Raw genomic sequence first — 23,609 nt, 5'->3', positions numbered from 1 at the left:
GGTCGGGCCCCGGCGCGCGCTATGTCGCATTCGCGCACGTTATGCGCGTAGCGTGTGTTCTGCGCATTGTGCTCAGCACGGCGTCCACGCGGCCCAACGGAGGTGACATGCGCTTCGCGACTCGGCTTCTCCTCATCCAGCTGGCGACGGTCACCGCGGTCGTGGCGGTGTGCGCGGCTGTCTTCGGCTGGCTGGGGGTCACGCAGCTGCGGGCCGAATCCGAGGCCGCCGCTCTCAACATCGCCCGGACTCTCGCCGAGGACCGCGACGTTCGTGAGCTCGTGACGGAGTACTCGGCCGATCCCGGCACGCCGGATGCCGCGGCCCTGGGTGACGGCGCGCTCCAGCAAATCGCGGCCGATGTCGCCACGCGCACCGACGCGCTCTTCGTCGTCATCACGGACGACCAGGGAATCCGGCTCGCGCACCCGAACCCGGATCTTCTCGGCGAGGTCGTCTCGACGCCGTTCCGAGAGGTCCTCGAAGGAAACGAGGTCGTCGACTGGGAGGTCGGCACCCTGGGCGAGTCGGCGCGCGCGAAGGTGCCGATCTTCTCCGGCGACACCGGAGCGCCGGTCGGTGAGGTGAGCGTCGGCTTCGAGCGAGCGAGCGTCTTCGACGACCTCCCGGCGCTCATCGTGACGATCGGCATCGCCGCCCTCGGCGCTCTCGGGTTGGCGACGCTCGCCACCGTCCTCCTTCGTCGCCGTTTCGAACGCCTGACCCTCGGTCTGCAGCCCGAGGAGCTGGTGGCACTGGTGCAGAACCAGGCCGCGGTGCTGGACGGCGTCGGCGATGGCGTGCTCGCGATCGACACCGAGGAGATCGTCCGGGTGTGCAACAGCGCGGCAGAGCGGATGCTGCGCGTCGACGCGCCGGTCGGGCGGCCGTTCGACGATCTCGGGCTGCCGCAGCGCATCCGTGACGCCGTCCGCGGAGGAGAGACCGACGTGGAGGCGGTCGTCGGCGATCGCGTCCTGTATGTCGACGCTCGCACGGTGGTGCGGGACGCGCGCGCTCTCGGCCATGTCGTGGTCGTCCGGGACCGCACCGACCTCGAAGCGCTCGCCGGTCGCCTCGACACCGTGCGGGCCATGACCGAGGCGCTGCGCGTGCAGCGGCACGAGTTCGCGAACCGCCTGCACGTCGCCGCGGGGCTCATCGACGCCGAGCGAGTGAGCGAGGCGCGCGACTTCCTGGCCGATCTCACCGTCCGCGGCGCCGTCGACTTCGCCGTCGAGGAGATGCATCGCGTGACCGACCCGCTCCTGCAGTCGCTGGTGGGTGCGAAGTCCGCCGCCGCCCGCGAACGTGGGGTGGCGCTGCGCGTCTCGAACGACACGCTGCTGCTGGGCACGGTCGTCGCGGCGGAGGATGTCGCGGCGATCCTCGGCAACCTCGTCGACAACGCCATCTCGGCCGCGGCGACGGGCCGGGCGGATGCGTGGGTCGAGGTCACCCTGCTCGACGACGGCGAGGAACTCGTGCTGGTCGTCGCGGATTCGGGCGACGGCATCCGCGACGACGATGCCGACCCGTTCACGACGACCCGCCGCTCCGACGAGGCGACCGAGCAACGGCCCGACGCCGTGCACGGACGAGGCTTCGGGCTTCCGCTCTCCAGAGATCTCGCCCGCCGACGCGGCGGTGATGTGTGGGTCATCGATCGGGGTGGCACAGGGGGCGGCGCTGTCTTCGGTGCGCGACTCCCGGATGCGATGCGCGCCGTCGACCCTTCGTCCGATACCGAGGAGATGGCATGACATCGACCAGCGACCCGATCCGTGTGCTCGTCGTCGACGACGACTTCCGCGTCGCGGGGCTGCATCGCGACATCGTCGCCGGTCGGGCCGGCTTCGTCGCGCTCGAGCCGGTGCATTCGCTCGCGGCGGCCACGCGGGCATTGGCGACGCACACGCCTGATCTGCTTCTCGTCGACGCGTTCCTTCCGGACGGCGACGGAATCGATTTCGTCGCCCGCGCCGGAGCGGACGCATTCGTGCTGTCGGCGGCGACCGATGCCCCGACGGTACGACGGGCGCTGCGCGCGGGCGCGATCGCGTATCTCGCCAAGCCGTTCGATGCACGAGCGCTCGACGACCGCCTCGCCCGCTACGCCCGGATGCGCAACCTGCTCCGCTCGGACCGTCCGCTCGAGCAGGATCACATCGATCGCGCTCTGTCGATCATGCACGGCGCCGGCGAGTCGGCATCGGTTTCGCGGTCGGCTACCGAGCAGCTCATCCTGGACGGTCTCGGCGGTTCCGAGGCCTCGGCCGCCGAGATCGCGGACCGCGTGGGGATCTCACGCGCGACGGCGCAACGGCATCTCTCCGCCCTGGCAGCGCGGGGTCAGGTCGACGTGCGGCTGCGCTACGGAACGACCGGCCGGCCGGAGCACCGCTACGCCGTCGCCGACCGCTGAGTCCAGCAGCGGGCTCAGCCGCGGAGCAGAGCGCGCAGCGAGGCGATGGTGTCGGCCTCGTCGGGGCGCTTATCGGGTCGATAGCCCTTCACCCGCGCGAATCGCAGAGCGACTCCGCCGGGGTACCGCGTCGATCGCTGCACCCCGTCGATGGCGATCTCGACGACCGTCTCGGGCCGAACGTGCACCGCGTAAGCCGAGCGGTGGGTCTCGATGGTCGGAAAATGGGCGGTCTGCCAGCGCAGCGTCTCGTCGGTGAGCCCCTTGAAGGTCTTGCCCACCATCACGAAGCCGCCCGGCTCGCCGAAGACGCCCTCAGGATCGAGGGCTCCGAGGTGCAGGTTCGAGAGCATTCCGGTGCGCCTCCCCGAGCCCCACTCCACGGCGAGCACGACGAGGTCGTATGTGAGCACCGGCTTGACCTTCATCCAGCTCTTGCCGCGCCGGCCCGCAGCATACGGCGCATCGATGCCCTTGACCATGACGCCCTCGTGCCCCGCCGCGAGAGCTTCGCGCGAGAAGCGCTCGGCCGCCTCGGGATCGTCCGTGACGATCCCGAGCATGCGTGCGGGACCGGCCACCTGTTCCAGCACCTCGAGCCGCGTCGCGAGCGGCTCGTCGAGAAGGTCGCGGCCGTCCAGGTGCAGGATGTCGAAGAACCACGGCTTCAGCACGACGGCCGCGCCCGACTCTGAGCCGAAGCGCGCCATCGTGTCTTGGAAGGGACGGGGCGCGCCGTCCTCGTCGAGCGAGAGCGTCTCGCCGTCGAGGATCACGCGGTCGGCAGGAAGCGTGCGCACGGACTCGACGATCTCAGGCACGCGGTACGTGATGTCGGCGAGGCTGCGGGTGTAGACGCGCACGTCCTCACCGTCGCGGTGCACCTGGATGCGCGCGCCATCGAGCTTGTATTCGACGGATGCCGCAGCCCCGAGCGTCGCCAGGGCCTCAGCCGTCGATGCCGCCGTCGACGCGAGCATCGGAAGCACCGGACGCCCGACGGCGAGCCCGACGTCGGCGAGATCGTCCGCCGTTCCCGTCAGGGCGAGCAGCGCCGTCTCGCCGAGGTCGCCCGACAGCATCGCCGCGCGTCGTACGGACGCGGCATCCCTCTCCGACGCCTTGGCGATCGCGTCGAGCAGCACGCCCTCCAGGGCGCCGGTACGCAGCTCCCCGCGCATCACGCGGGCGAGGAAGTCCCACTCCTCCGCCGTCGCGCGGCCGGCGAGCGCATCGAGCTCTCTGGCCCGCACGCCGGTCGATCCGGGCCCGTCGGCGACAGCGAGCCGCTGGAGTGCGGCGTCGACGTCGAGGATGGTCAGCGACGGAGTCGCAGAGTGCACGGCGTCGAGGCCCGCGAGCCGGCGCCACCCGACGCCGAGACGGCCTTGCCGCGGGCTCGCGATGAGAAGCCCGATCGCGATCGCCACCTCGTCAGGCTCGAGTGCGCGCAGAACGTTCCGCAGCGCTGCGCTCTTGGCCAGGCGCGACGAGGTGGCCGACACGGCGTCCGTCGCCGTCACGAGCTCGTGGAGCAGCATTCCGGCATTCTCGCACTGCCCGCCGACAGGCCGGCGCTCAGCGCGGCGATCGAGCACGATCGGCGACGACGTCGCGCAGCGCCGGCTCGAGATCGGGATAGGTGAAGCGGTATCCCGCCTCCGTGAGCACCTCGGGCTCGGCCCACCTGCTCTTCAAGATCAGCTCCGGCTCGGTGCGCAGGACGAACATCGCCGGCTCGAGCATGAAGCGCCACGCAGGCAGTCCGACCGGCGCACCGACCACACGGCGCAGCGTCGCCATGAGGGAGCGGTTGTCGCTCACGCCTGGCGCCGCCAGATTGACCGGCCCGGCCAGATCGGGACGATCCCGCACGAAGCGGATCGCTCCGACCACGTCGTCGATGTGGATCCAGCTGAACCGCTGGCGTCCGCGCGAGCGGTGCCACGGCGGGCGCCCGTCGCCGCTCGGCCGTGGGCCGATGCCGCGATAGCGCCGATGCGGGAACCACCACCCGTCGTTCTGCGGCCCGCCGAGTCCGATCCGAGCGAGGCGGACCAGCATGCGCGTCGCCGGACCGTCCCCGAGCACGATCGCCATACGCAGCGCGACCCGGCGGGTGCCGGGCAGCTCGGCTGCGAAGAACTCGTCCTCCCACGTGCGGGCGACGTCGACCGAGAAGCCGCTGCCGAGATCACCGTCGGCCTCGGTCTGCGGCCGATCCAGCGCGTAGCGGTAGATCGTGGCCGTGCTGGCGTTGAGCCACAGCGGCGGCGGCGCCGCGGCATCCGTGATCGCGTCGCGGAGCTCGCGAGTGGTCTCGACGCGCGAGCGCAGGATCTCATCTCGATGGGCGTCGGTGTACCGGCAGTTCACCGACTTGCCGGCGAGGTTGACCACGATCGCCGCGCCGTCGACGAGCGAGCGGATGCCGGCGCCGTCGCCCCAGCGCGCGTCGGCGCCCGTCCGGCCGATCGTGCGGACGTCGTAGCCGTCGTCGGCCAGCGCTCGACGGACCGCCGTGCCCACGAATCCCGAGGCGCCGGCGATGACGGCGACCGGGCGGGTCATCGGGACGACCTCGCCGACCCTGCGGGCGCACCCGTGCACCACAGCGCCCACAGCACCAGCACCGGCTGCAGGAGCAGGCGGAGGAAGCGGGCGCGATCGGTCCGCATGAGCGGCGCGGATCGGCCCGTGCGCCACTGGTGGACGTTTCCCGGGAAGACCGCGACGAAGAACGCGGCGATCGCCGCGCCGACGCGGCGGCGATCGGCGGGGAGCGCGACCAGCGCTGCTCCGAGCATGAGCTCGGCGGCGCCCGAGGCGACGACGATCATGTCCTTGTCGGTGCGCAGCAGGCGTGTCGCCCAGTCGGGGACGACGATGCGGTAGCCGCGGCGGCCCCACGTCAGATGCGAGGCTCCGGCGGCGAGCAGGAGGGTCGCGAGGGCCCAGCGGGCGACCTCTCGCACGATCGTGGTCGCGGATGGGGACCGGCGGGAGCGGGAGGCCGAGGAGCGTCTCATCGCCTTCAGTCTGGCACCCCGTCCGACATCGCCAGTCCTCCCTGGGGCCTCACGGCCCGCACAAGGACTCGACGTGCGCCGCTGCAGCGCCGAGCGATGACCTAGGCGGCGGCCGCGACCGCCTCGACGAACCGCAGGTAGTCGTCGAGCGTCTCCTCGGCTGTGATGGCACGCAGGACCACTTCGTCCACCGTGGCGCGGTACGCCGCGACGCCCTCGCCGACCGCATCGGGGCGGATCACGGTGTCGCGAGCCTCGATGCCCAGCCGGGCGAAGTTCGCGGCGTACGCCGGGTAGCCCGCGTAGCGCTCGGTCTCCGCATCCAGGCGCGACACGGCGGCGGCATCGGTCGCCGTGCGCACATACAGGGCGACGTGCGTCGCCGGTGCGATGTCGTGCGCCTCGTCGCTCTGCGCCCGCGCCTGCGCGGGGGGCAGCCAGCTCAGCAGCAGACCATCGGATGCCATGGCGCCGAGTCGCCGCATCTTCGGTCCGAGCGCGCCGACGACGACCCGCGCGCGATCGGGCTCACCGGCGTGCGGCGCGTCCTCGGCTCTCAAGTCGGAAGCGGCAGCCTCGACGCGGGCGAGCGCGCCGGCGGCCGTCGAGCCCGAGCCGATGCCGAGGACCAGCCGCTCCGTCGGCAGGTCGAGCTCGATCACGCGACGCCGGACCTCGCCCGGCGCGCGGCGGTCGACCGGGACGACGCCCGTCGCCAGCGTGAGCCGTTCGGTGACCTTCGCGGCAGCGGCGAGGACCTCGAGCGCGTCATGCCCCGGCGTGTCGTTCACCCAGAGCGCGTGCATGCCGGCCCGCTCGGCGGCGGGGGCGAGCTTCGCAGCGAGTTCGGGCCCGACGGCGGCAGCGATCCCCAGCGAGAGACGGCCCGTCATTGCGCAGCATCCGCTTCGACGAGTCGCGAAACCTCGCCGGCGTGGGTGTAGAACTCGCGGAGGTCCACCCGTGACGAGGGCAGGAGGACCACCTCGTCCACTCCCGCCTCGAAGAAGGCTCTCGCGCCTTCAGCCACACGATTCGGGTCGCCCCAGATCGCGCGCTCCATCGGGTCGGGCTTGTCGCCGACGTCCGCCCGAGCGCGAGCTTCGGCATCCGTTCCGAACGCGGCGACGACGTACGCGACGATATCCTGCTCGCGGGCGCGGTCATCTGGATCGCCGCTGACGCCGGCCGCCGCGCGAGCCTCGCGGATCGCGGCGACCGACACGGCGATCTCGGCCGGCGTGTGGCCGCTGTCGAGCACCGTGCCGTCGGCGACCTCACCGCTCAGCCGCAGCGTCTTGGGGCCCTCCGCCGCGGCGTAGACACGGGGCGCTGTCTCGGGCGGATAGTCGAGCCGCACGCCGTCGAGGGTCACATATCGCCCGGCGACGTCGACCTGATCCCCCGCGAGCAGCGAGCGCAGCGCCGGCACGTACTCCCGCATGAGCGTCAACGGCGACGCCGCACGGGCGCCCACCTGCCCCATCCACGGCAGCACGCCATGGCCGACGCCCGGCAGCAGCCGCGCCGGGAAGAGCCGCTCGACGGTGGCGATCTCCATCGCGGTCGTCGCGACGTTGCGCAGGGGCATGGGCGCGATGCCGATGCCGATCTTCAGCCGGTCCGTCCATGCCAGCGCCGCACCGACCGTCGCGAACGCGGACTGGCGGAAGCAGTCCTCCCAGACCCAGAGCTCGGCCACGCCGGCCGCCTCGGCGGCCTGGACGGCATCGTGGAACTCGTCGGGCGTGTGGGTGTACGGATTGAAGATCGCGCCGATGCGGGTCATGCTCCCACTCTGTCAGCGGTCACCGACGGCCGCGACCCGCATCACCGGCTCGTCAGAGCTCGAATCCCTCGGCATAGCGGACGCGCTTCTCGCCCGCCCGCACCGGGAACGGCAGACGATTCTGAAGCGGCGGCAGCGGGCAGTTCATCTGATCCGAGAAGCCGCACGGCGGAACGGTCGCGCGATTGAAATCGATGGCGAGCGGGATGCTGTCGCCCGGCGTCAGCATGCGCCCGCTGTCGGGCAGGTCCAGATAGAGAAACCGGCCCGCGCCGTAGCTCTCGACGCCGTTCGTGCGATCGGCGAACACCAGCTGCAGCAGCGCCCGGTCCTCGTAGCCCGCGTCGAAGGCGCTCAGGCGATACTCGGTGCCCTCCAGTTGGAACACCAGATCCCCCGGCACCGCGACCGCGCGCGTGGCGCCGGCGTCCTTCATGTGCTCGAAGGGCACCAGCCTGTCCTCGTCGACGAGCTCGAATCGGCCCGGGATCACCCACGCCGGGTCGTAGTCGTAGTACTCGATGCCTTCGAACGCCTGCTGCGCGGGCGAGTCCCGTCGCCAGATGCGGTAGCCGTCCCGGATCTCTCCGGTCGAGGGGTCGGGGCGCCGCAGCCGAGTGAGCAGAGCGTCGAGGGGGTGACCGGCGAGCGCGGCCTGATCGTCGACCGGCGGCGCACCCGCCGGCGACCAGGTCGTCTGCACCAGTGACAGCGCTCCGTGGGGGGCGGTCACCTCGGCTCGACGCGCTCGGATCCATTCCTCGTGCTCGAGAAGGGCTGCACTACTCATCGTCACAGCGAACCAAATCGCGCGAGGCGTCCAGAAATTCCGAGTCGCGGTGTTTCGGCCGCGACCCATAGGTCTAGCCGCCCGGGCGCGTCCGGGCAACCCCTTCCCGCGTGCCTCGCCTTCGGCGCACTCTGGAGGCATGGCGCGCGTGGGAACCTCCGGCTGGGTGTACCCGCACTGGCGCGGTGTCGTCTACCAGGGTCCGCAGAGCACGTGGCTTGCGCAGTACGTCGCCGAGTTCGACACGGTCGAGCTCAACGGCAGCTTCTACCGATGGCCGTCCGAACAGCGATTCGCGGCCTGGCGCGACCGCCTGCCGGAAGGCTTCGAGATGACGGTGAAGGCGGCGCGCGGGCTGACCCACGCGCGGCGCCTGCGCGAGCCGGAGGAATGGATCGGGCGCACCACTGCCGGACTCCACGCCCTGAGTGGTCGCCGCGGACCGCTCATCCTGCAGCTCCCGCCAACGATGGAGCGCGACGACGCCCGGCTGGACTACTTCCTGAGCGCGCTGCCGGACTGGACGCGGCCGGTGTTGGAATTCCGGCATCCGTCCTGGAACGACGAGACCGTCTTCGCGCTCCTGGAGCGCCATGGCGCCGCCTACTGCGTCATGAGCGGCGCACGCCTCCCCTGTCTCCTCCGCGCCACAGCGCGACTGGTGTACGTGCGGCTGCACGGCCCCGACCCGGAGCACCTGTACGGCGGCTCCTACTCCGACGACGACATGGCGTGGTGGGCCCAGCGCATCCGCGAATGGGAGGGGGCGGGCCACGAGGTGTACGCGTACTTCAACAACGACGGCGACGGCAACGCCGTCCGCAACGCCCGCACGCTGAAGCGGATGCTGCAGGCCTGAGTCGACGAGACGCGAAAGGGCGCCGTGCCCGATGGCACGGCGCCCTGTGCGCTCTGCCGCGACGGGTTACGCCGCGGTGGCCAGCACTCCAGCGCGGACGTGGAGGGCGTCCCCCTCGGCATCCACCGTCACCGCTCCCCCGTCGACGAGGGATCCGCTCACGAAGAGCTCGGCGATGCGGTCGTCGACCTCTCGCTGGATGAGGCGGCGCAGCGGCCGGGCACCGTACTCGGGCTCCCAGCCGTGCTCCGCGAGCCAGTCCACGGCAGCGTCGGTGACCTCGAGACCGATCTCCCGCTTGGCGAGCCGGTCGTCGGAGTCGTGCAGCAGCAGGCGCACGATGTCGCGCAGCTGCTCCTTCTCGAGCTTGCGGAAGAGCACGATCTCGTCGATGCGGTTGAGGAACTCCGGCCGCATCGCTTCGCGAAGCTTGCCGAACACGCGGTCGCGCAGGTCCTTCTCCGACCCGAACCCGGTCGAGCCGCCGCCGTCGGCGATGAAGCCGATGGCGCCGCCGCGCGAGGCCAGGAACTCCGAGCCGAGGTTCGACGTCATCACCACGACGGTGTTGCGGAAGTCGACCGTCCGCCCTTGCCCGTCGGTGAGGCGTCCGTCGTCGAGCACCTGCAGCAGCAGGTTGAACACGTCCGGGTGCGCCTTCTCGATCTCGTCGAACAGCACGATCGAGTACGGGTTGCGCCGCACGCGCTCGGTGAGCTGTCCGGCCTCGTCGTAGCCGACGTATCCGGGAGGAGCACCGACCAGACGCGACACGGTGTGCCGCTCGCCGAACTCGCTCATGTCGAAGCGGATGACCGCACCCTCGTCGTCGAACAGCGACGCCGCGAGGGCCTTCGCCAGCTCGGTCTTGCCGACACCGGTCGGGCCGAGGAACAGGAACGAGCCCACCGGGCGGCGCGCGTCGCCCATACCGGTCCGGTTGCGACGCACGGCCTTGGCGACCGCCGTCACGGCGTCCTCCTGGCCGATGACGCGCCCGTGCAGCTCGTCCTCCAGCTGCGCGAGGCGCTCTCGCTCGGTCTCGGTGAGGCGGTTGACCGGGATGCCGGTGGCCCGGCTGATCACGGCGGCGATCTCGGGCTCACCCACGACTGCGTCGAGCCCGGCCGTCGAAGCGCCGGTCGATATCGCACCGGCGGCCGTCGCCTCGTCGAGCTTGGACTGCACGTCTGCGATCTGGTCGCGGATGCGCGATGCCTCCTCGTAGTGCTCGGCCGAGACGGCCGCGTTCTTGTCGGCCTCCAAGGTCGCGAGACGCTCGAGGAGGGCGCTCACGTCGACCTTCGCACCGATACGCAGCCGCAGTCGGGCGCCGGCCTGATCGATGAGGTCGATCGCCTTGTCGGGAAGCACGCGCTCGGTGAGGTACCGGTCGCTCAGCTCGACGGCGGCACGCAGCGCCTCGTCGGTGTAGACGATGCCGTGGTGCTCCTCGTACGCCGGCTTCAGACCGTGCAGGATCAGCACCGCGTCCTCGACCGAGGGCTCGCCCACCTTGACCGGCTGGAACCGGCGCTCCAGCGCGGGATCCTTCTCGACGACGCGGTACTCCTTCAGCGTGGTCGCCCCGACGAGGTGCAGCTCACCTCGGGCGAGGCGGGGCTTGAGGATGTTGCCCGCGTCCATGCCGCCATCGCCGGCACCACCGGCGCCCACCACGGTGTGCACCTCGTCGATGAAAACGATCAGCTCGCTCTTGTGCGCCGCGATCTCGTCCATCGTCTTCGTGAGCCGCTCTTCGAAGTCGCCGCGGTACCGGGTGCCCGCCAGCATGGCGGGCAGGTCGAGGGAGATCACGCGCTTGCCGACCAGCTGCTCGGGCACCTCTGCGGCGACGATCGCCTGTGCGAGGCCTTCGACGATGGCCGTCTTGCCGACGCCCGCCTCACCGACCAGCACCGGGTTGTTCTTGGTGCGGCGGCTGAGGATCTCGATCGTCTGCTCGATCTCGTCGGCCCGGCCGATCACCGGGTCGAGCTCTCCCGCCGCGGCACGAGCGGTGAGGTCGGTGCCGTAGGCGTCGAGCATCGGGGTGTCGGATGCCGCGGCATCCATGTCGTCCGCCCCGGACGGATCCCCGCTCGGCGCGACGGTCTCACGCACGCCCTGCGTCAGCGCCTCCGCCGTGACACCCGCGCGTGCCAGCACCTGGCCGGCCGGGGTGTCCTGCGCCAGCACGAGCGCGAAGAACAGGTGCTCGGGATCCACGTAGGTCGAACCGGAGGAGCGAGCCACCTGGAACGCGTGGAACAGGGCGCGCTGCACCGATGGTGTGATGACCGCGCCGTCGACGTCCGCGGGACGAGAGGCTGCCGGCAGACGCTCTTCGGTCGCGCGCAGAATGGCGCGGGGGTCGGCCCCGACGCGCTCGATGGCATCTTTCGCGGGCGTCTCGGCAGCGAGCACGCGGAGCAGGTGGAGGGCGTCCAGCTCCCGCTGGCCACGCTCAAGGGCGTACTTGCCGGCGCGTTGCAGGAATTCCTGCGTGCGCGCGCCGAGGAAGCGACTGAGGTCGATCGAACGTTCGGCACGCGCGCGCTCCCCCGCGAGGTAGCGCGCCAAGAACTCGTCGAACGAGCTCGCGTTGTCGTCGGCGCCGCTCGCGGATGTGAAGTCTTCGGGCATTCCATACTCCTGAACTTGAGTGAAGGACTGTCAAGTTTACGAACTTGAGTACAGCCGTATCAAGTTAAACGACAGCCCGAGCGGGGTATTCCCGGCATCGTTCGCGGACAGCGGACGTCCGGGGCAGGGCGTAGCTTTAGCCTCACGGGGAGCTTCACGACCGAGAGGGATGCCAGACATGGACTGGAAGATCGAGCTCATCTTCGTACCCGTCAGCGACGTCGACAGGGCCAAGGAGTTCTACGAACGGATCGGATTCCATGCCGATCACGACCAGGTCCCGTACGACGGCCTGCGGTTCGTGCAGATGACACCTCCCGGTTCGGCATGCTCGATCGCGTTCGGCACCAACCTCGGCATCGATCTCGAGCCCGGGCAGCAGAACACCATCCAGGTGGTCGTCCCGGACGCGGATGAGGCACTCGCTCACCTGCAGGGGCTCGGCGTCGAGGCGAAGGGCGTCGAAGACCTCGGTTGGGGCCGCTTCGTCTCGTTCGACGACCCGGACGGCAACACCTGGAGTCTTCAGGAGCTCCCGCCGCGACCCTGAGCGCGCATCAGTCGCGACCGCCCGGCGGGCCGACGATCAGCAGCACGACGAACACCGTGACGACAGCGAGCGCAAGAAGCGCTGCAAGGATCCACGGTCGCCGCAGGAACCAGCGCATGAGCCGGTCGTGCCATGCGGTGTCCCGCGGATCACCGGTCGACTCGATCCGCCACGGCCCGTCGAGGCGGCCGGAGCGATGAAGCCAGATCTCGGTGGGGATCGTCGCGTAGGGGACGACGGCGCTCACGATCGCTATGACGGTCGCACGAGCACCCCAGCGCTGGTTCTTCGCCACGAGCACCGCCGTCGCACCATACGCGAGGAAGACGAATCCGTGGACGCCGCCGCCGATCGTCACGGCGATCGCCAAGTCGGTGGTCGCACGGACGATGAGCCCCGCGATCAGCAGAGTCCAGGAGATCGCCTCCGCGATCGCCAGAGTGCGGAACAGGCTCAGGGGCGCGCGGAACACGGGTCTCCTCGGGTCGGGTCCATCCAGCCTACGTTCGCTCCGCCGGCGGCCTGACGCGGGACGGCTAGCGTGGTGCCGTGACCTTCTCGCTCGAGGCGCTGCGGCGCTGGCCCGACGTCGAAGCGCCCGATCTCGTGGCCACTGATGCCGCGGACCGGCTCATCCTCGACGAATCCGCCGCGGCGCGAGCAGACGTCGCCGCCGGTGCGGTGACGGTGATCGGCGACGCGTACGGCGCGCTGACCCTCGCGTCCGCTGCCGAGGGCGGTCGGAGCATCCGCGTGCACCAGGACCCCCTCGCCGGCGAGCACGCCCTCGCCGCGAACGCCGAGCGATTCGGCCTCGGCGGCACCTTCGCCTCACGCGGCTTGGACGCCGACCTGGTTCGCGATGCGCGGGTGGTCCTGGTCCGCCTCCCCCGCTCGCTCGAGGCGCTCCGCGACATCGTCGGGCTCGTCGCCGCCCACGCATCGCCGGAGGTGGTCGTGTTCGCGGGCGGCCGCGTCAAGCACATGTCGCCCACGATGAACGACGTGCTGCGCGAAGGGTTCGACCGCATCGACGTGACGCACGCGCGGCAGAAGTCACGCGTCCTGATCGCCCGTGGCCCGCATGACGGACATGACCCGCTGCCTCGTGCGGAGCGGCACGGAGCGCTCACGGTGTGCGCACTGGGCGGAGTGTTCGCGGGCACCTCCATCGATATCGGCACCCGGTTCCTGCTCGAGCACCTCCCCTCTCAGATCCCCGGATCCGAGGCGGTCGACCTCGCCTGCGGCACCGGTGTCGTGGCCGCCGCGCTCGCGCTGCGGCATCCCCAGCTGCACGTCTACGCGTGCGACCAGTCGGCAGCCGCCGTCACATCCGCGCGAGCGACCGCGACCGCGAACGGCGTGGCAGACCGGGTCGAGGTCGTTCGTGACGACATGCTCTCGGCCCGTGCGGACGCGAGTGCGTCGTTCATCGCCCTGAACCCGCCGTTCCACTCCGGCGCAGCTGTGCACGAGGGCATCGCGCCCCGGCTCTTCGTCGACGCCGCGCGTGTTCTCCGCCCGAGCGCCGAACTGTGGACCGTCTGGAACTCGGCGCTGCGCTACCGCGCCGCGCTCGAGCGCCTCGTCGGCCCCACGCGGCAGATCGCCCGCAACGCCAAGTTCACCGTCACCGTGTCCACCAGGCGCTGACCGGCCTCAGCGGCGCGGCTCCCGCGTCGACCACAGCGCCCACCCCACCAGGGCAGGCTGGAAGAACAGCCGCACGAGCCGCTTGCGATCGGTGTCGAGCCCGAACCCGTCGCGCCGCTTCGCGTACTGCTCGACGTTGCCGGGAAAGACGGCCACGAAGAAGGCGGCGAGGATCGCGCCGATCCGCGAGCGCGAGGCGGGCAATGCGACGAGTGACGCGCCCAGCATGACCTCGACCACGCCCGAGGCCACCACCACGGCATCCTTATCCGTGACTTTCGCGGTGAAGTCGGGCACCTGCGCCTGGAACTCTCGTCGCGCCCAGAAGAGGTGGCTCACGCCGGCGAACACCATCGCCGCCGCGAGGAGCCAGCGTGCTGCCGCCCTCACGCCGAGGCCCCGTCCGGGTCGATGGCAGCGGGACCGGCTTCTTGCGCGTCGAGGAACGGGAGCACCGCGGCGAGAACGAGCTCGGTGTGTGCGAGACCGAAGAAGTGCGTGGTGCCCGGGAACACGGCGAGCTGCGAGGCCGGAAGCCCGTCGAAGTCGCCGTTGACGTCGCCTCCGCGCAGCCGGAGGAACTCGACCGCGTGATCGAGGCTCACCATGTCGGCGTCGCCCACCGTGATGAGCGTCGGCGCCGCGATGCCTCTGATGTCGTCCTCAGTCCAGTCCGGGAACCCGCCCGTGTACGTCGCGCCGAGTTTGTCGAGCAAGCGCTGCAAGTGGTCCCGGTCGGGGTGCGGCGACTTCGCGAGATAGGACTGCTCCATCGGCGTTCCCGCGATCATGTCCACGGTCATCGAGCCGACAGCGTCCGCGTTGTCATGACCGCGCATGCCGGTGGCGCGGAACGACACCGACGACGCGACCAGCCTTCGTACTCGATCCGGATGCCGCACCGCGAGCTCGATCGCGACCGCGCCGCCAACGCTGAAACCGAACACGTCGGCCCTCTCGATTCCGAGCAGGTCGAGCACGCCGATGACGTCTCCGGCGAAAGCGGCCGATCCGAACGGCCGGTCGATGTCATTGGTGCGTCCGTGGCCCTGGAAGTCCACTGCCACGACGAGCCGGTTCTCAGCCAGTCGCGGCAGAAGCGCACCGAACTGCTGCTCGATGTCGAAGAGTCCGCCGTGCAGGAGGACGAGCGGCTCACCGCCGTCGGCGCGCACGCCGTGCTGTTCGTAGTACATCCGGAGGTCGCCGAGCTGCGCGTAGCCGGATTCAGCCGTCATCGGGTCGGTCATAGTCCCTCACTGGGTCGCGGGCGAGGCTTCCCACGGTGCCAGATGCGCGGCTGCCGGTCCACTGCCGGATATCGCGAACAGGTTGACCCGGGGGCCGGCCCAGACGTCCGGCCCCCGGTGGCCGCGCATTCGGGTCGCGGCGAGGACGCCGATCGGGGGTCGGCATGTGTCCCCGCATCAAGAGACGCAGAGATCGCTGTTCTATGACGCGTCTTGCGTCACTCCGCTGCAAAGATCGCCGGGCCCCGGCGCTGGGGACGCCGAGGCCCGACTGCCACGGCGATCGAACTCCCCCAAGGCGAACGAGCGCCGTGGCACGGAGGGTGCTGGGGACACCTACTCCCGTGGGACGCTGGGGACGTCCCGGCTATGACGCTAGCGTCGAGGGGGCGGAAAATCTGTAGGGACTTCGGCCGACACGCCAGGCGTGTCGGCCGAACGCGCGGAACGGCCCCCGTCCGTCACCCAGCGGGCGCCGGCGGAGGCCGTTTCGGGTGAAGGTCAGAAGTCCCAGTCGTCGTCTTCCGTCGCCTCGGCTTTGCCGATGACGTACGACGAGCCCGACCCGCTGAAGAAGTCGTGGTTCTCGTCGGCGTTCGGCGACAGGGCCGACAGGATCGCCGGGTTCACGTCAGTGACCGACGCCGGGAACATCGCCTCGTAGCCGAGGTTCATGAGGGCCTTGTTGGCGTTGTAGTGCAGGAACTTCTTGACGTCCTCGGTGAGACCGACGCCGTCGTAGAGGTCCTGGGTGTACTGCACCTCGTTGTCGTAGAGCTCGTACAGCAGCGAGAAGGTGTAGTCCTTGATGTCCTGACGCTGCGCCTCGTCGACCCTCTCGAGGCCCTTCTGGAACTTGTAGCCGATGTAGTAGCCGTGGACGGCCTCGTCGCGGATGATCAGGCGAATGAGGTCGGCCGTGTTGGTGAGCTTCGCGCGCGACGACCAGTGCATGGGCAGGTAGAACCCCGAGTAGAACAGGAACGACTCGAGCAGCGTCGAGGCGACCTTCCGCTTGAGAGGCTCGTCGCCGCGGTAGTACTCCATGACGATGCGGGCCTTCTTCTGAAGGTTCTCGTTCTCGATCGACCAGCGGAAGGCCTCGTCGATCTCCTTCGTCGAGCAGAGCGTCGAGAAGATCGAGGAGTACGACTTGGCGTGCACGGACTCCATGAACGCGATGTTCGTGTACACCGCCTCCTCGTGCGGCGTGATCGCATCGGGGATGAGCGAGACGGCGCCCACCGTGCCCTGGATCGTGTCGAGGAGCGTCAGACCGGTGAAGACACGCATCGTGAGGGTCTGCTCGTCGGGTGTCAGCGTGTTCCACGACTGGATGTCGTTGGACAGCGGCACCTTCTCAGGCAGCCAGAAGTTGTTCACGAGGCGGTTCCACACCTCGAGGTCCTTGTCGTCCTGGATGCGGTTCCAGTTGATGGCCTGGACGTGATCCAGGAGCTGGAGCTTCTCGCTCATGTTCTCTCTTCCTAAGAATCCCGGATCAGGCCATCAGAGCGTGCAGGAGACGCACTCGGTCATGTCCGTACCCTCCAGCGCCATCTGGCGCAGGCGGATGTAGTAGATCGTCTTGATGCCCTTGCGCCATGCGTAGATCTGCGCCTTGTTGATGTCGCGGGTGGTCGCGGTGTCCTTGAAGAACAGCGTGAGCGAGAGACCCTGGTCGACGTGCTGCGTCGCGGCAGCATACGTGTCGATGACCTTCTCGTAGCCGATCTCGTACGCGTCCTGGTAGTACTCCAGGTTGTCGTTCGTCATGAACGCCGCCGGGTAGTAGACGCGGCCGAGCTTGCCTTCCTTGCGGATCTCGACCTTAGCGGCGATCGGGTGGATCGACGACGTCGAGTTGTTGATGTACGAGATGGACCCGGTCGGGGGCACCGCCTGCAGGTTCTGGTTGTAGATGCCGTGCTGCTGGATCGATGCCTTCAGCTCGCGCCAGTCGTCCTGCGTCGGGATGTGGTGGCCGGCGAACATCTCCTTGACCTTGTCGGTCGCCGGAACCCACTCCTGCTCGATGTACTTGTCGAAGAACTCGCCCGTGGCGTACTTCGAGTCCCAGAACCCGTCGAACACCTCACCGCGTTCGATCGCGATCCGGTTCGAGGCCGTCAGGGCATGGAACAGCACCGAGTAGAAGTAGATGTTGGTGAAGTCGACGCCTTCCTCCGAGCCGTAGAAGACGTGCTCGCGAGCCAGGTAGCCGTGCAGGTTCATCTGGCCCAGACCGATCGCGTGCGAGCGGTCGTTGCCGTCCTCGATCGAGCGCACCGAGCGGATGTGGCTCTGGTCGCTGACCGCGGTGAGCGCACGGATGCTGGTATCCACCGTCCGCGCGAGGTCGCCGCCGTCCATCGCGAGAGCGATGTTGAGCGAGCCGAGGTTGCACGAGATGTCCTTGCCGATCTGGTCGTACGACAGGTCCTCGTTGAAGGTCGTCGGCGTGTTCACCTGCAGGATCTCGCTGCACAGGTTCGACATGTTGATGCGGCCCTTGATCGGGTTGGCCTTGTTCACCGTGTCTTCGAACATGATGTACGGGTAGCCCGACTCGAACTGGATCTCGGCGAGGGTCTGGAAGAACTCGCGAGCGTTGATCTTGGTCTTCTTGATGCGCGGGTCATCGACCATCTCGCGGTACTTCTCCGTGACCGAGATGTCGCCGAAGGGCACGCCGTACACGCGCTCGACGTCGTACGGCGAGAAGAGATACATGTCCTCGCCGTTCTTGGCGAGCTCGAAGGTGATGTCGGGCACGACGACACCGAGCGAGAGCGTCTTGATGCGGATCTTCTCGTCGGCGTTCTCGCGCTTGGTGTCGAGGAACCGCATGATGTCGGGGTGGTGCGCGTTGAGGTACACCGCGCCGGCGCCCTGACGCGCACCGAGCTGGTTGGCGTAGCTGAAGCTGTCTTCAAGAAGCTTCATCACCGGGATGATGCCCGAGGACTGGTTCTCGATCTGCTTGATCGGCGCACCCGACTCGCGGATGTTCGACAGCAGCAGCGCGACGCCGCCGCCGCGCTTCGACAGCTGCAGCGACGAGTTGATGCCGCGCGAGATCGACTCCATGTTGTCTTCGATCCGCAGCAGGAAGCACGATACGAGCTCTCCACGCTGGGCCTTGCCCGCGTTGAGGAACGTCGGAGTGGCGGGCTGGAAGCGACCGGAGATGATCTCGTCGACGAGACTGGTGGCAAGCTGCTCATCGCCGTCCGCGAGGGCGAGCGCCGTCATCACCACCCGGTCCTCGAAGCGCTCCAGGTAGCGCTTGCCGTCGAACGTCTTGAGCGTGTAGCTCGTGTAGTACTTGAACGCGCCGAGGAAGGTCTCGAAACGGAACTTCTTGCCGTAGGCGAAGTCGTTGAGCTTCTGGATGAACTCGAACGAGTACTTCTCGAGCACAGCCGGCTCGTAGTACTCCTTCTCGACGAGGTAGTCGAGGCGCTCCTTGAGGGAGTGGAAGAACACCGTGTTCTGATTCACGTGCTGCAGGAAGTACTCCCGCGCCGCGCGCTTGTCGGCGCCGAACTGGATCTTGCCCTCGGCGTCGTACAGGTTGAGCATCGCGTTGAGGGCGTGGTAGTCCATACCCTCGAATCGCGTGTTCGTCTTGAATGTCGCTTCGGTCACTGCCGATTCCACCATCGTTCCAATCCCTCGCTTACGCGTTCGACGTCTTCTGGCGTGCCGAATACCTCTAGCCGGTACAAGTGCGGCACATGACACTTGCGGCTGATGATGTCGCCGGCGGCGCAGAACGCGTCACCGAAGTTGGAGTTGCCCGCCGAGATCACTCCGCGGATGAGGCGCCGATTTCGCTCGTCGTTGAGGAATCGGATCACCTGCTTGGGAACGGCGCCCTTCTCCTCGCCACGACCCTGGCCTCCGCCATAGGTCGGTGTGACGAGGACGAACGGCTCGTCCACGAAGAGTCCGGCATCCGTCGAATGAAGCGGGATGCGCACGGCTCGCTTGCCGAGCTTCTGAATGAAGCGTGCGGTGTTGCCCGAGACGCTGGAGAAGAAGACCAGCAGCGGCGCGTCCGTCACGACGCGCTGCATCGTCGACATGGCTCACCCCGCTCCTCGAGCTACGTCGAAAGGGCTCAGGCCAGACGCGAGGCGAGCTCGTCGATCTTGTCGGGACGGAAGCCCGACCAGTGGTCTTCATCGGTGATGACGACCGGCGCCTGGAGGTACCCCAGCGCCTTGACCTGTTCGAGGGCCGACGGGTCCTCCGAGAGGTCGTGGATCTCGTATTCGATGCCCTTCGAGTCGAGTGCTCGATAGGTCGCGGTGCACTGGACGCACGCGGGCTTCGTGTAGACGGTGATCGCCATAGGAATCCCTGTCTCCCCTCACATCTGATTGATTTTCCGGCAGGCCCCCCGCCGGGAGTCCAATACTACATATGGGTACCGACATTCGAAACCACCACAAGGGGTAGTAGTTACATCGGTGTGATTTTCCACCGCTCTCCCCATGTACAACACAGGTTGTCCACCATTTCATCCACAGGCGCGGGCCCGATTCGAAGCCTGGAAAAACCCTGAATCACGGCTGTTTCGGACGCCGCCGCCGCATCTGTCCACAGACTCGACGCTAGGGGGATCCACCGACATCGGATTCGGCTGTGGAGGACGCTCTCGGCGTGTCGCGGCGTGTCGTGCGCCGACGCCCGCGAGAGCTCGCCGCAGCCAAGCGATCAGACCTTCGCGACGCACCCATTACCGTTGTGGGGTGGCTGGTTACCGGGATCTTCTTCGCACTCCGGGAGTCGGACGCATCATCGCGGCGCAGCTGACGGCTCGGTTCCCGAACGGGATGACGAGCCTTGCGATCCTGCTCCACATCGAGCACGTGACCGGCTCGTACGGCGCCGCCGGTCTGGTGCTGGCGGCGACCTCGATCGGTCAGGCCGTGGCCGGCCCGGTGACGAGCAGGTGGATGGGCCGCTGGGGCATGCGTCGCGTGCTCACCTCGACGCTCGTCGTCTGCGCCCTCGCCATCACCGCGATCGCCCTGATCGAATTGCCCGTCCCCGGCTACATGGCGCTCGGGCTGCTGGCGGGACTTGCCACCCCGCCCGTCCAGTCCGCCGTGCGCACCATCTACCCGAAGATGGTGACCTCCCGGCAGCTGACGCCGCTGTTCTCGCTCGACGCGTCGCTGCAGGAGATCATCTGGATCGTCGCACCGGTCCTGATCACCCTCGTCGCCACGCAGGCGGGCACGGTGCCGGGGCTGCTGCTGATCGTCGCCATCCTCGTCGGCGGCGGCGCATGGTTCATCCTGTCGCCCGAGGTCGGACGGGTGCGGATCCCCCGCAGCCGGCGCGGGTTGGGCAAGGTGCTCGCCAAGCCCCCGGTGCTGCTGGCGACCGTCGTCGGGTTCCTTCTCATCGGCGCGTGCGCGGCCGTGGAGGCGGGGGTGGTGGCCACGTTCGACCATGGCGGGCTCGAGGCGGGGATCGTGCTCGCGGTGTTCTCGGTGGGCAGCCTCGCCGGCGGCCTGACGCTCGGCCACATCCCGATCGGGCCGTGGGCCATGGCCCGGCGCCTCGCGATCGTGACAGTGGGACTCACGCTCACGATCGTGTCGCTGAACATCTGGTGGCTCGGCGGCACGCTCGTCCTGGCCGGGATCGGCATCGCCCCGGCCCTCGCCGTGCTCTTCGCGATGACGTCGGCGAGCGTGAAGTTCAGCGACACCGCCGAGGCGTTCGGCTGGGTGGGCACCGGCCAGCTGATCGGCGCCGCCGCGGGATCGGCCATCGCCGGCTTCCTCATCGACGACATCGGACCGACCGGCGCATATGTGGCGGCGGCTTCGTTCGCCGTCGTGGGACTGATCGTGGCGATCGTGTTCGTGCGCGGATTCCCCGATCTGCGCAACCGCGACGCGAGCCCGATCCCCGACACCGAGCCGGTGCAGACGATCCTCTAGCTCACTCGATGCGACGCAGCAGCTCCCTGACGGCGAGCGCGTACGCGTCGGCCGGCTCGGGATGCTGGAACACGAGCACCGCCTCCTCCCCGCCGGGCTGCCGGAGGGCGATCTCCACCTCGTGGGTGTCGGTCAAGCGGCGGAGCGAGCGGAACGCCCCACGCAGCAGCTCGCGGAGCTGATGCTCGTGCGGCAGCCACAGCGCATCTTCGAGCGCGACCGAGTCCAGCGCCCACTCCGTCGTGCCGTTGAAGGCCAGAATCCGTCCGGTCGGGTACTCCCGCGGCTCGATCGTCATCTCGCTCACCGTGAAGACGTCGGCGTCGAACTCCGGTTCGTCCAGCTGGAACCGGTCGCCCGAGTGCGGGTGCCACACCAGGCCGGCGTCTCGCAGTGCCAGGGCCATGTCGGTCGAGATCATGTGCCTATCCTCCCCCGGCACGCGAGGGCGAGGCCGGCCGGGTGGGAACTGTCAGGCCCGCCACTCGGCGACGAACTCTGCGACGGACTTGGTCCGCAGATCGGCGCGGACCGTCGAGAGGAGGCGGTCGGCTTCCTCGAGCGAGCCGGCAGACACGCGCAGGACCTCGTTGCCGGTGTCGCGCCGCGAGACGACCAGGTCGGTCTCGGAGGGTCCGCTGACCGTGTCACCGGTCAGGATCGCGAGTGCGAACGAGGCCGCGGTGCGAGCCGACTTGGCGAGGGTTCCGCCTCTGCGCTCCGCGAGGGTCGCGTCGAGGTGGGCTGCAGCGGGCTCGAAATCGGGATTCGCCTCCGAGGTCATGCCTCCATCTTGTCGTGCGAGACAACCCGTCGACGCCTTCTAGGCTGGTCGCATGCTGGCTCCCGTCTCCCTCCCCCGCCTCTCGTGGGGTTCGCCCGACGCCGACCGTCGCGCGCTCCTGGTGCACGGGCTCGGCTCGAACGGAGCGCTGATGTGGCGCTACGGCGTGGCGCTGGCAGAAGCCGGCTGGCGGGCGGATGCCGTGGACCTGCGGGGGCACGGGACGGCTCCACGAGCCCTGGACTATCGCCTGGCCGCCTACTCCGCGGACCTCGTCGTGACCAGGCCGGAGCCCGCCGTCGGCGACGGAAGCGGGGCGTGGGACCTCGTCATCGGTCACTCGCTCGGAGGCGCGGCATCCGTCATCGCCACCGCCGAGGATCCCTCGTGGACGCGCCGCCTGATCCTGATCGACCCCGCCATCGCGCTCACCGACCGCGATCGCGACATCGTGCGCGACAGCCAGACGCGATCGTTCGCCGATCCGAGCGAGGCGGCGGTGCGGACCGAGCACCCGCACTGGCACCCCCAGGACGTGGAGCTCAAGTCGCTGTCGGCGCGCCAGGCCAGCCGCTGGGCGGTCGAGCAGACGAGCTCTCAGAACCCGGAGTGGGACGTGCGGGCGACAGCGCTGCGGATAGACGTGCCCACGCACGTGATCGCATCCGATCCAGCGGTGTACTCGATCTTCCGAGGGAAACCGGCCGAGGACGTGGTGGCGCGGAATCCGCGCTTCTCGATGTCCGTCGTCGAGGGCGCCGGACACTCGCCACACCGGGACCGGCCAGAGGAGACCATCGACGCAGTGCGCACGGCGATCGCCCAGCTGGCGCCGGTCAGCTGACGACCCGGCGCGACTCAGCGAACGTGGTACTGGGCGCCTTCGTCGACGTCGAGGGTGACCCCGAGGAACGACGGCAGGTCCAGCCGGCTCGCCAGGTCGTCGATGGGAGGCACGTCGCCCTGCGGTGACGTGATCGAGACGACGGCTGTGGTGGCGTGCCATGTCACGTCGCCCACGCGGGCGCCCTGGGTCTGGTCGATCCATTCCTCCGTCGCTGATTGGATGCTTTCGCCCCACCGAGCCAGCGCCACGCCGACGACCGTGTTCGCCGCCAGCGGCAGCACGATCACGGCACTCAGCACCCCGACGAAGACGTACGCGCGACGACGATTCGCGGTGCGAGATGCCAACGGGTCACGCGCGTAGCCGGCGAGGGTGAAGACGATGCTGCCGGCGATGACCAGGGCGATGACGTTGGAGAGGAAGAGCATGAGCGCACCGAAGGCCGCGGCCCACTCGCCCTGACCCGCCGTGACGCCGACGACGCCGAGCGGCGGCACGAGTGAGATGGCGATGGCGACCCCCGGCAGCACGGCGCTGAGGTCGCGACGCGACATCGCGAACGCACCGGCAGTGCCCGTCGCCAGCGCCGCGATCATGTCGAGCAGCCCAGGCGACGTGCGCCCCGAGATCTGCGAGTTGCCGACCAGCCGGGACGGATCGGCGATCAGGGCGGATGCGAGGGCGCCGAGGGCCACCACGATGACGACACCGCCCACAACCCAGAGGATGGACCTGCCGACCAGGGCGATGCGGCCCACCACGAGCCCGACCGCGATCCCGAGGATCGGGGTGCCGAGAGGTGCGATGATCATCGCACCGATCACCGTGGCCGTGGAGTCGGTGAGGATCCCCGCGACAGCGATGATGCCTGACAGCACCAGCATGATGAGGAATCCGCTGCGCTTGCTCATCACGTCGCCGTGATCGAGGTCGACGGCGTCCACGAGCGAGTCGATGGTCTGCCGCTGCGCAGCGGGGATGAGACTGCCGGTCAGTGGCGACATGCGCTCATCATGGC

24 protein-coding genes are annotated in these 23,609 nt (G+C 69.1%); 7 read left to right on the top strand and 17 right to left on the bottom strand.

Annotated elements, in window-relative coordinates; translation table 11 throughout:
* Positions 1–107 precede the first annotated feature (107 nt).
* Complete coding sequence (locus WYM_RS11865; protein WP_019181060.1) at positions 108–1,763, top strand: sensor histidine kinase; 1,656 nt, start codon at positions 108–110, stop codon at positions 1,761–1,763.
* Complete coding sequence (locus WYM_RS11860; protein ID WP_019181059.1) at positions 1,760–2,425, top strand: response regulator; 666 nt, start codon at positions 1,760–1,762, stop codon at positions 2,423–2,425. The genes WYM_RS11865 and WYM_RS11860 overlap by 4 nt, the downstream gene beginning before the upstream one ends.
* Positions 2,426–2,439: 14 nt before the next feature.
* On the opposite strand, the gene WYM_RS11855 is transcribed toward WYM_RS11860, so the two are convergent.
* From WYM_RS11855 to WYM_RS11830, 6 genes are all read right to left on the bottom strand, one after another.
* Positions 2,440–3,966, bottom strand: a complete 1,527-nt coding sequence (locus WYM_RS11855) for an ATP-dependent DNA ligase (protein ID WP_026059765.1) — start codon at positions 3,964–3,966, stop codon at positions 2,440–2,442.
* 37 nt (positions 3,967–4,003) lie between these two features.
* Positions 4,004–4,996, bottom strand: coding sequence for an epimerase (locus WYM_RS11850; protein ID WP_026059764.1), 993 nt, complete (start codon positions 4,994–4,996; stop codon positions 4,004–4,006).
* Positions 4,993–5,454 carry a DoxX family protein gene (locus WYM_RS20090; RefSeq protein ID WP_083866217.1) on the bottom strand — a complete coding sequence of 154 codons (462 nt, stop codon included), beginning with the start codon at positions 5,452–5,454 and terminating at the stop codon, positions 4,993–4,995. Before WYM_RS20090 ends, WYM_RS11850 begins: the two co-directional genes overlap by 4 nt.
* 101 nt (positions 5,455–5,555) lie before the next feature.
* Positions 5,556–6,347 (bottom strand): LLM class flavin-dependent oxidoreductase, encoded by a 792-nt coding sequence (locus WYM_RS11840; protein WP_019181055.1) that lies wholly within the window; start codon positions 6,345–6,347, stop codon positions 5,556–5,558.
* The gene (locus tag WYM_RS11835) at positions 6,344–7,243 is read right to left on the bottom strand and encodes an LLM class flavin-dependent oxidoreductase (RefSeq protein WP_019181054.1); all 900 of its coding nucleotides are present in this window, start codon (positions 7,241–7,243) and stop codon (positions 6,344–6,346) included. Before WYM_RS11835 ends, WYM_RS11840 begins: the two co-directional genes overlap by 4 nt.
* Positions 7,244–7,295: 52 nt before the next feature.
* Positions 7,296–8,033 carry a DUF1684 domain-containing protein gene (locus tag WYM_RS11830; protein WP_051008124.1) on the bottom strand — a complete coding sequence of 246 codons (738 nt, stop codon included), beginning with the start codon at positions 8,031–8,033 and terminating at the stop codon, positions 7,296–7,298.
* A gap of 139 nt (positions 8,034–8,172) precedes the next feature.
* On the opposite strand from WYM_RS11830, the gene WYM_RS11825 reads away from it, so the two are divergent.
* Positions 8,173–8,892: a DUF72 domain-containing protein gene (locus tag WYM_RS11825; protein ID WP_019181052.1), complete on the top strand. Its 720-nt coding sequence runs from the start codon at positions 8,173–8,175 to the stop codon at positions 8,890–8,892.
* A gap of 66 nt (positions 8,893–8,958) precedes the next feature.
* Here the strand turns inward: WYM_RS11825 and WYM_RS11820 are convergent, their stop codons facing one another.
* Positions 8,959–11,538 (bottom strand): ATP-dependent Clp protease ATP-binding subunit, encoded by a 2,580-nt coding sequence (locus WYM_RS11820; protein WP_019181051.1) that lies wholly within the window; start codon positions 11,536–11,538, stop codon positions 8,959–8,961.
* 178 nt (positions 11,539–11,716) lie between these two features.
* On the opposite strand from WYM_RS11820, the gene WYM_RS11815 reads away from it, so the two are divergent.
* Positions 11,717–12,088, top strand: coding sequence for a VOC family protein (locus WYM_RS11815; RefSeq protein WP_019181050.1), 372 nt, complete (start codon positions 11,717–11,719; stop codon positions 12,086–12,088).
* A gap of 7 nt (positions 12,089–12,095) precedes the next feature.
* Here the strand turns inward: WYM_RS11815 and WYM_RS11810 are convergent, their stop codons facing one another.
* Positions 12,096–12,560: a DUF3817 domain-containing protein gene (locus tag WYM_RS11810; RefSeq protein WP_019181049.1), complete on the bottom strand. Its 465-nt coding sequence runs from the start codon at positions 12,558–12,560 to the stop codon at positions 12,096–12,098.
* Positions 12,561–12,637: 77 nt separating this feature from the next.
* Here WYM_RS11810 and WYM_RS11805 point away from each other — a divergent pair, with 77 nt between their 5' ends.
* Positions 12,638–13,744, top strand: coding sequence for a class I SAM-dependent methyltransferase (locus WYM_RS11805; RefSeq protein ID WP_019181048.1), 1,107 nt, complete (start codon positions 12,638–12,640; stop codon positions 13,742–13,744).
* Between the two features lie 6 nt (positions 13,745–13,750).
* On the opposite strand, the gene WYM_RS11800 is transcribed toward WYM_RS11805, so the two are convergent.
* The 6 genes from WYM_RS11800 to nrdH all read right to left on the bottom strand — a co-directional run bounded on the left by WYM_RS11800 (position 13,751) and on the right by nrdH (position 19,354).
* Positions 13,751–14,134 carry a DoxX family protein gene (locus WYM_RS11800; RefSeq protein ID WP_019181047.1) on the bottom strand — a complete coding sequence of 128 codons (384 nt, stop codon included), beginning with the start codon at positions 14,132–14,134 and terminating at the stop codon, positions 13,751–13,753.
* Positions 14,131–14,982, bottom strand: coding sequence for an alpha/beta fold hydrolase (locus WYM_RS11795; protein ID WP_237739407.1), 852 nt, complete (start codon positions 14,980–14,982; stop codon positions 14,131–14,133). The genes WYM_RS11800 and WYM_RS11795 overlap by 4 nt, the downstream gene beginning before the upstream one ends.
* A gap of 513 nt (positions 14,983–15,495) precedes the next feature.
* Entirely contained in the window at positions 15,496–16,470 is a 975-nt protein-coding gene (gene nrdF, locus WYM_RS11790) for a class 1b ribonucleoside-diphosphate reductase subunit beta (RefSeq protein ID WP_019181045.1), read from the bottom strand.
* 33 nt (positions 16,471–16,503) lie between these two features.
* Positions 16,504–18,660 carry a class 1b ribonucleoside-diphosphate reductase subunit alpha gene (gene nrdE, locus WYM_RS11785; RefSeq protein ID WP_040569298.1) on the bottom strand — a complete coding sequence of 719 codons (2,157 nt, stop codon included), beginning with the start codon at positions 18,658–18,660 and terminating at the stop codon, positions 16,504–16,506.
* Entirely contained in the window at positions 18,642–19,076 is a 435-nt protein-coding gene (nrdI, locus tag WYM_RS11780) for a class Ib ribonucleoside-diphosphate reductase assembly flavoprotein NrdI (protein WP_026059762.1), read from the bottom strand. Before nrdI ends, nrdE begins: the two co-directional genes overlap by 19 nt.
* Before the next feature lie 44 nt (positions 19,077–19,120).
* Positions 19,121–19,354: a glutaredoxin-like protein NrdH gene (nrdH, locus tag WYM_RS11775; RefSeq protein ID WP_019181042.1), complete on the bottom strand. Its 234-nt coding sequence runs from the start codon at positions 19,352–19,354 to the stop codon at positions 19,121–19,123.
* Positions 19,355–19,754: 400 nt separating this feature from the next.
* Here nrdH and WYM_RS11770 point away from each other — a divergent pair, with 400 nt between their 5' ends.
* The gene (locus WYM_RS11770) at positions 19,755–20,960 is read left to right on the top strand and encodes an MFS transporter (protein WP_019181041.1); all 1,206 of its coding nucleotides are present in this window, start codon (positions 19,755–19,757) and stop codon (positions 20,958–20,960) included.
* 1 nt (position 20,961) lies between these two features.
* Here the strand turns inward: WYM_RS11770 and WYM_RS11765 are convergent, their stop codons facing one another.
* Together WYM_RS11765 and WYM_RS20085 are read right to left on the bottom strand one after the other, a co-directional pair.
* Positions 20,962–21,381 (bottom strand): hypothetical protein, encoded by a 420-nt coding sequence (locus tag WYM_RS11765; RefSeq protein ID WP_019181040.1) that lies wholly within the window; start codon positions 21,379–21,381, stop codon positions 20,962–20,964.
* A 51-nt stretch (positions 21,382–21,432) separates the two neighbouring features.
* Complete coding sequence (locus WYM_RS20085) at positions 21,433–21,744, bottom strand: hypothetical protein (protein WP_019181039.1); 312 nt, start codon at positions 21,742–21,744, stop codon at positions 21,433–21,435.
* A gap of 52 nt (positions 21,745–21,796) precedes the next feature.
* On the opposite strand from WYM_RS20085, the gene WYM_RS11755 reads away from it, so the two are divergent.
* Complete coding sequence (locus tag WYM_RS11755; RefSeq protein ID WP_019181038.1) at positions 21,797–22,588, top strand: alpha/beta fold hydrolase; 792 nt, start codon at positions 21,797–21,799, stop codon at positions 22,586–22,588.
* Between the two features lie 14 nt (positions 22,589–22,602).
* On the opposite strand, the gene WYM_RS11750 is transcribed toward WYM_RS11755, so the two are convergent.
* Positions 22,603–23,595 carry a TIGR00341 family protein gene (locus WYM_RS11750; RefSeq protein WP_019181037.1) on the bottom strand — a complete coding sequence of 331 codons (993 nt, stop codon included), beginning with the start codon at positions 23,593–23,595 and terminating at the stop codon, positions 22,603–22,605.
* Positions 23,596–23,609: the final 14 nt, after the last annotated feature.

It is taken from the genome of Microbacterium yannicii PS01, from assembly GCF_000304335.1.
GTDB lineage: Bacteria > Actinomycetota > Actinomycetes > Actinomycetales > Microbacteriaceae > Microbacterium > Microbacterium yannicii_A.
This window is presented reverse-complemented; position numbering and strand designations above follow the sequence as displayed.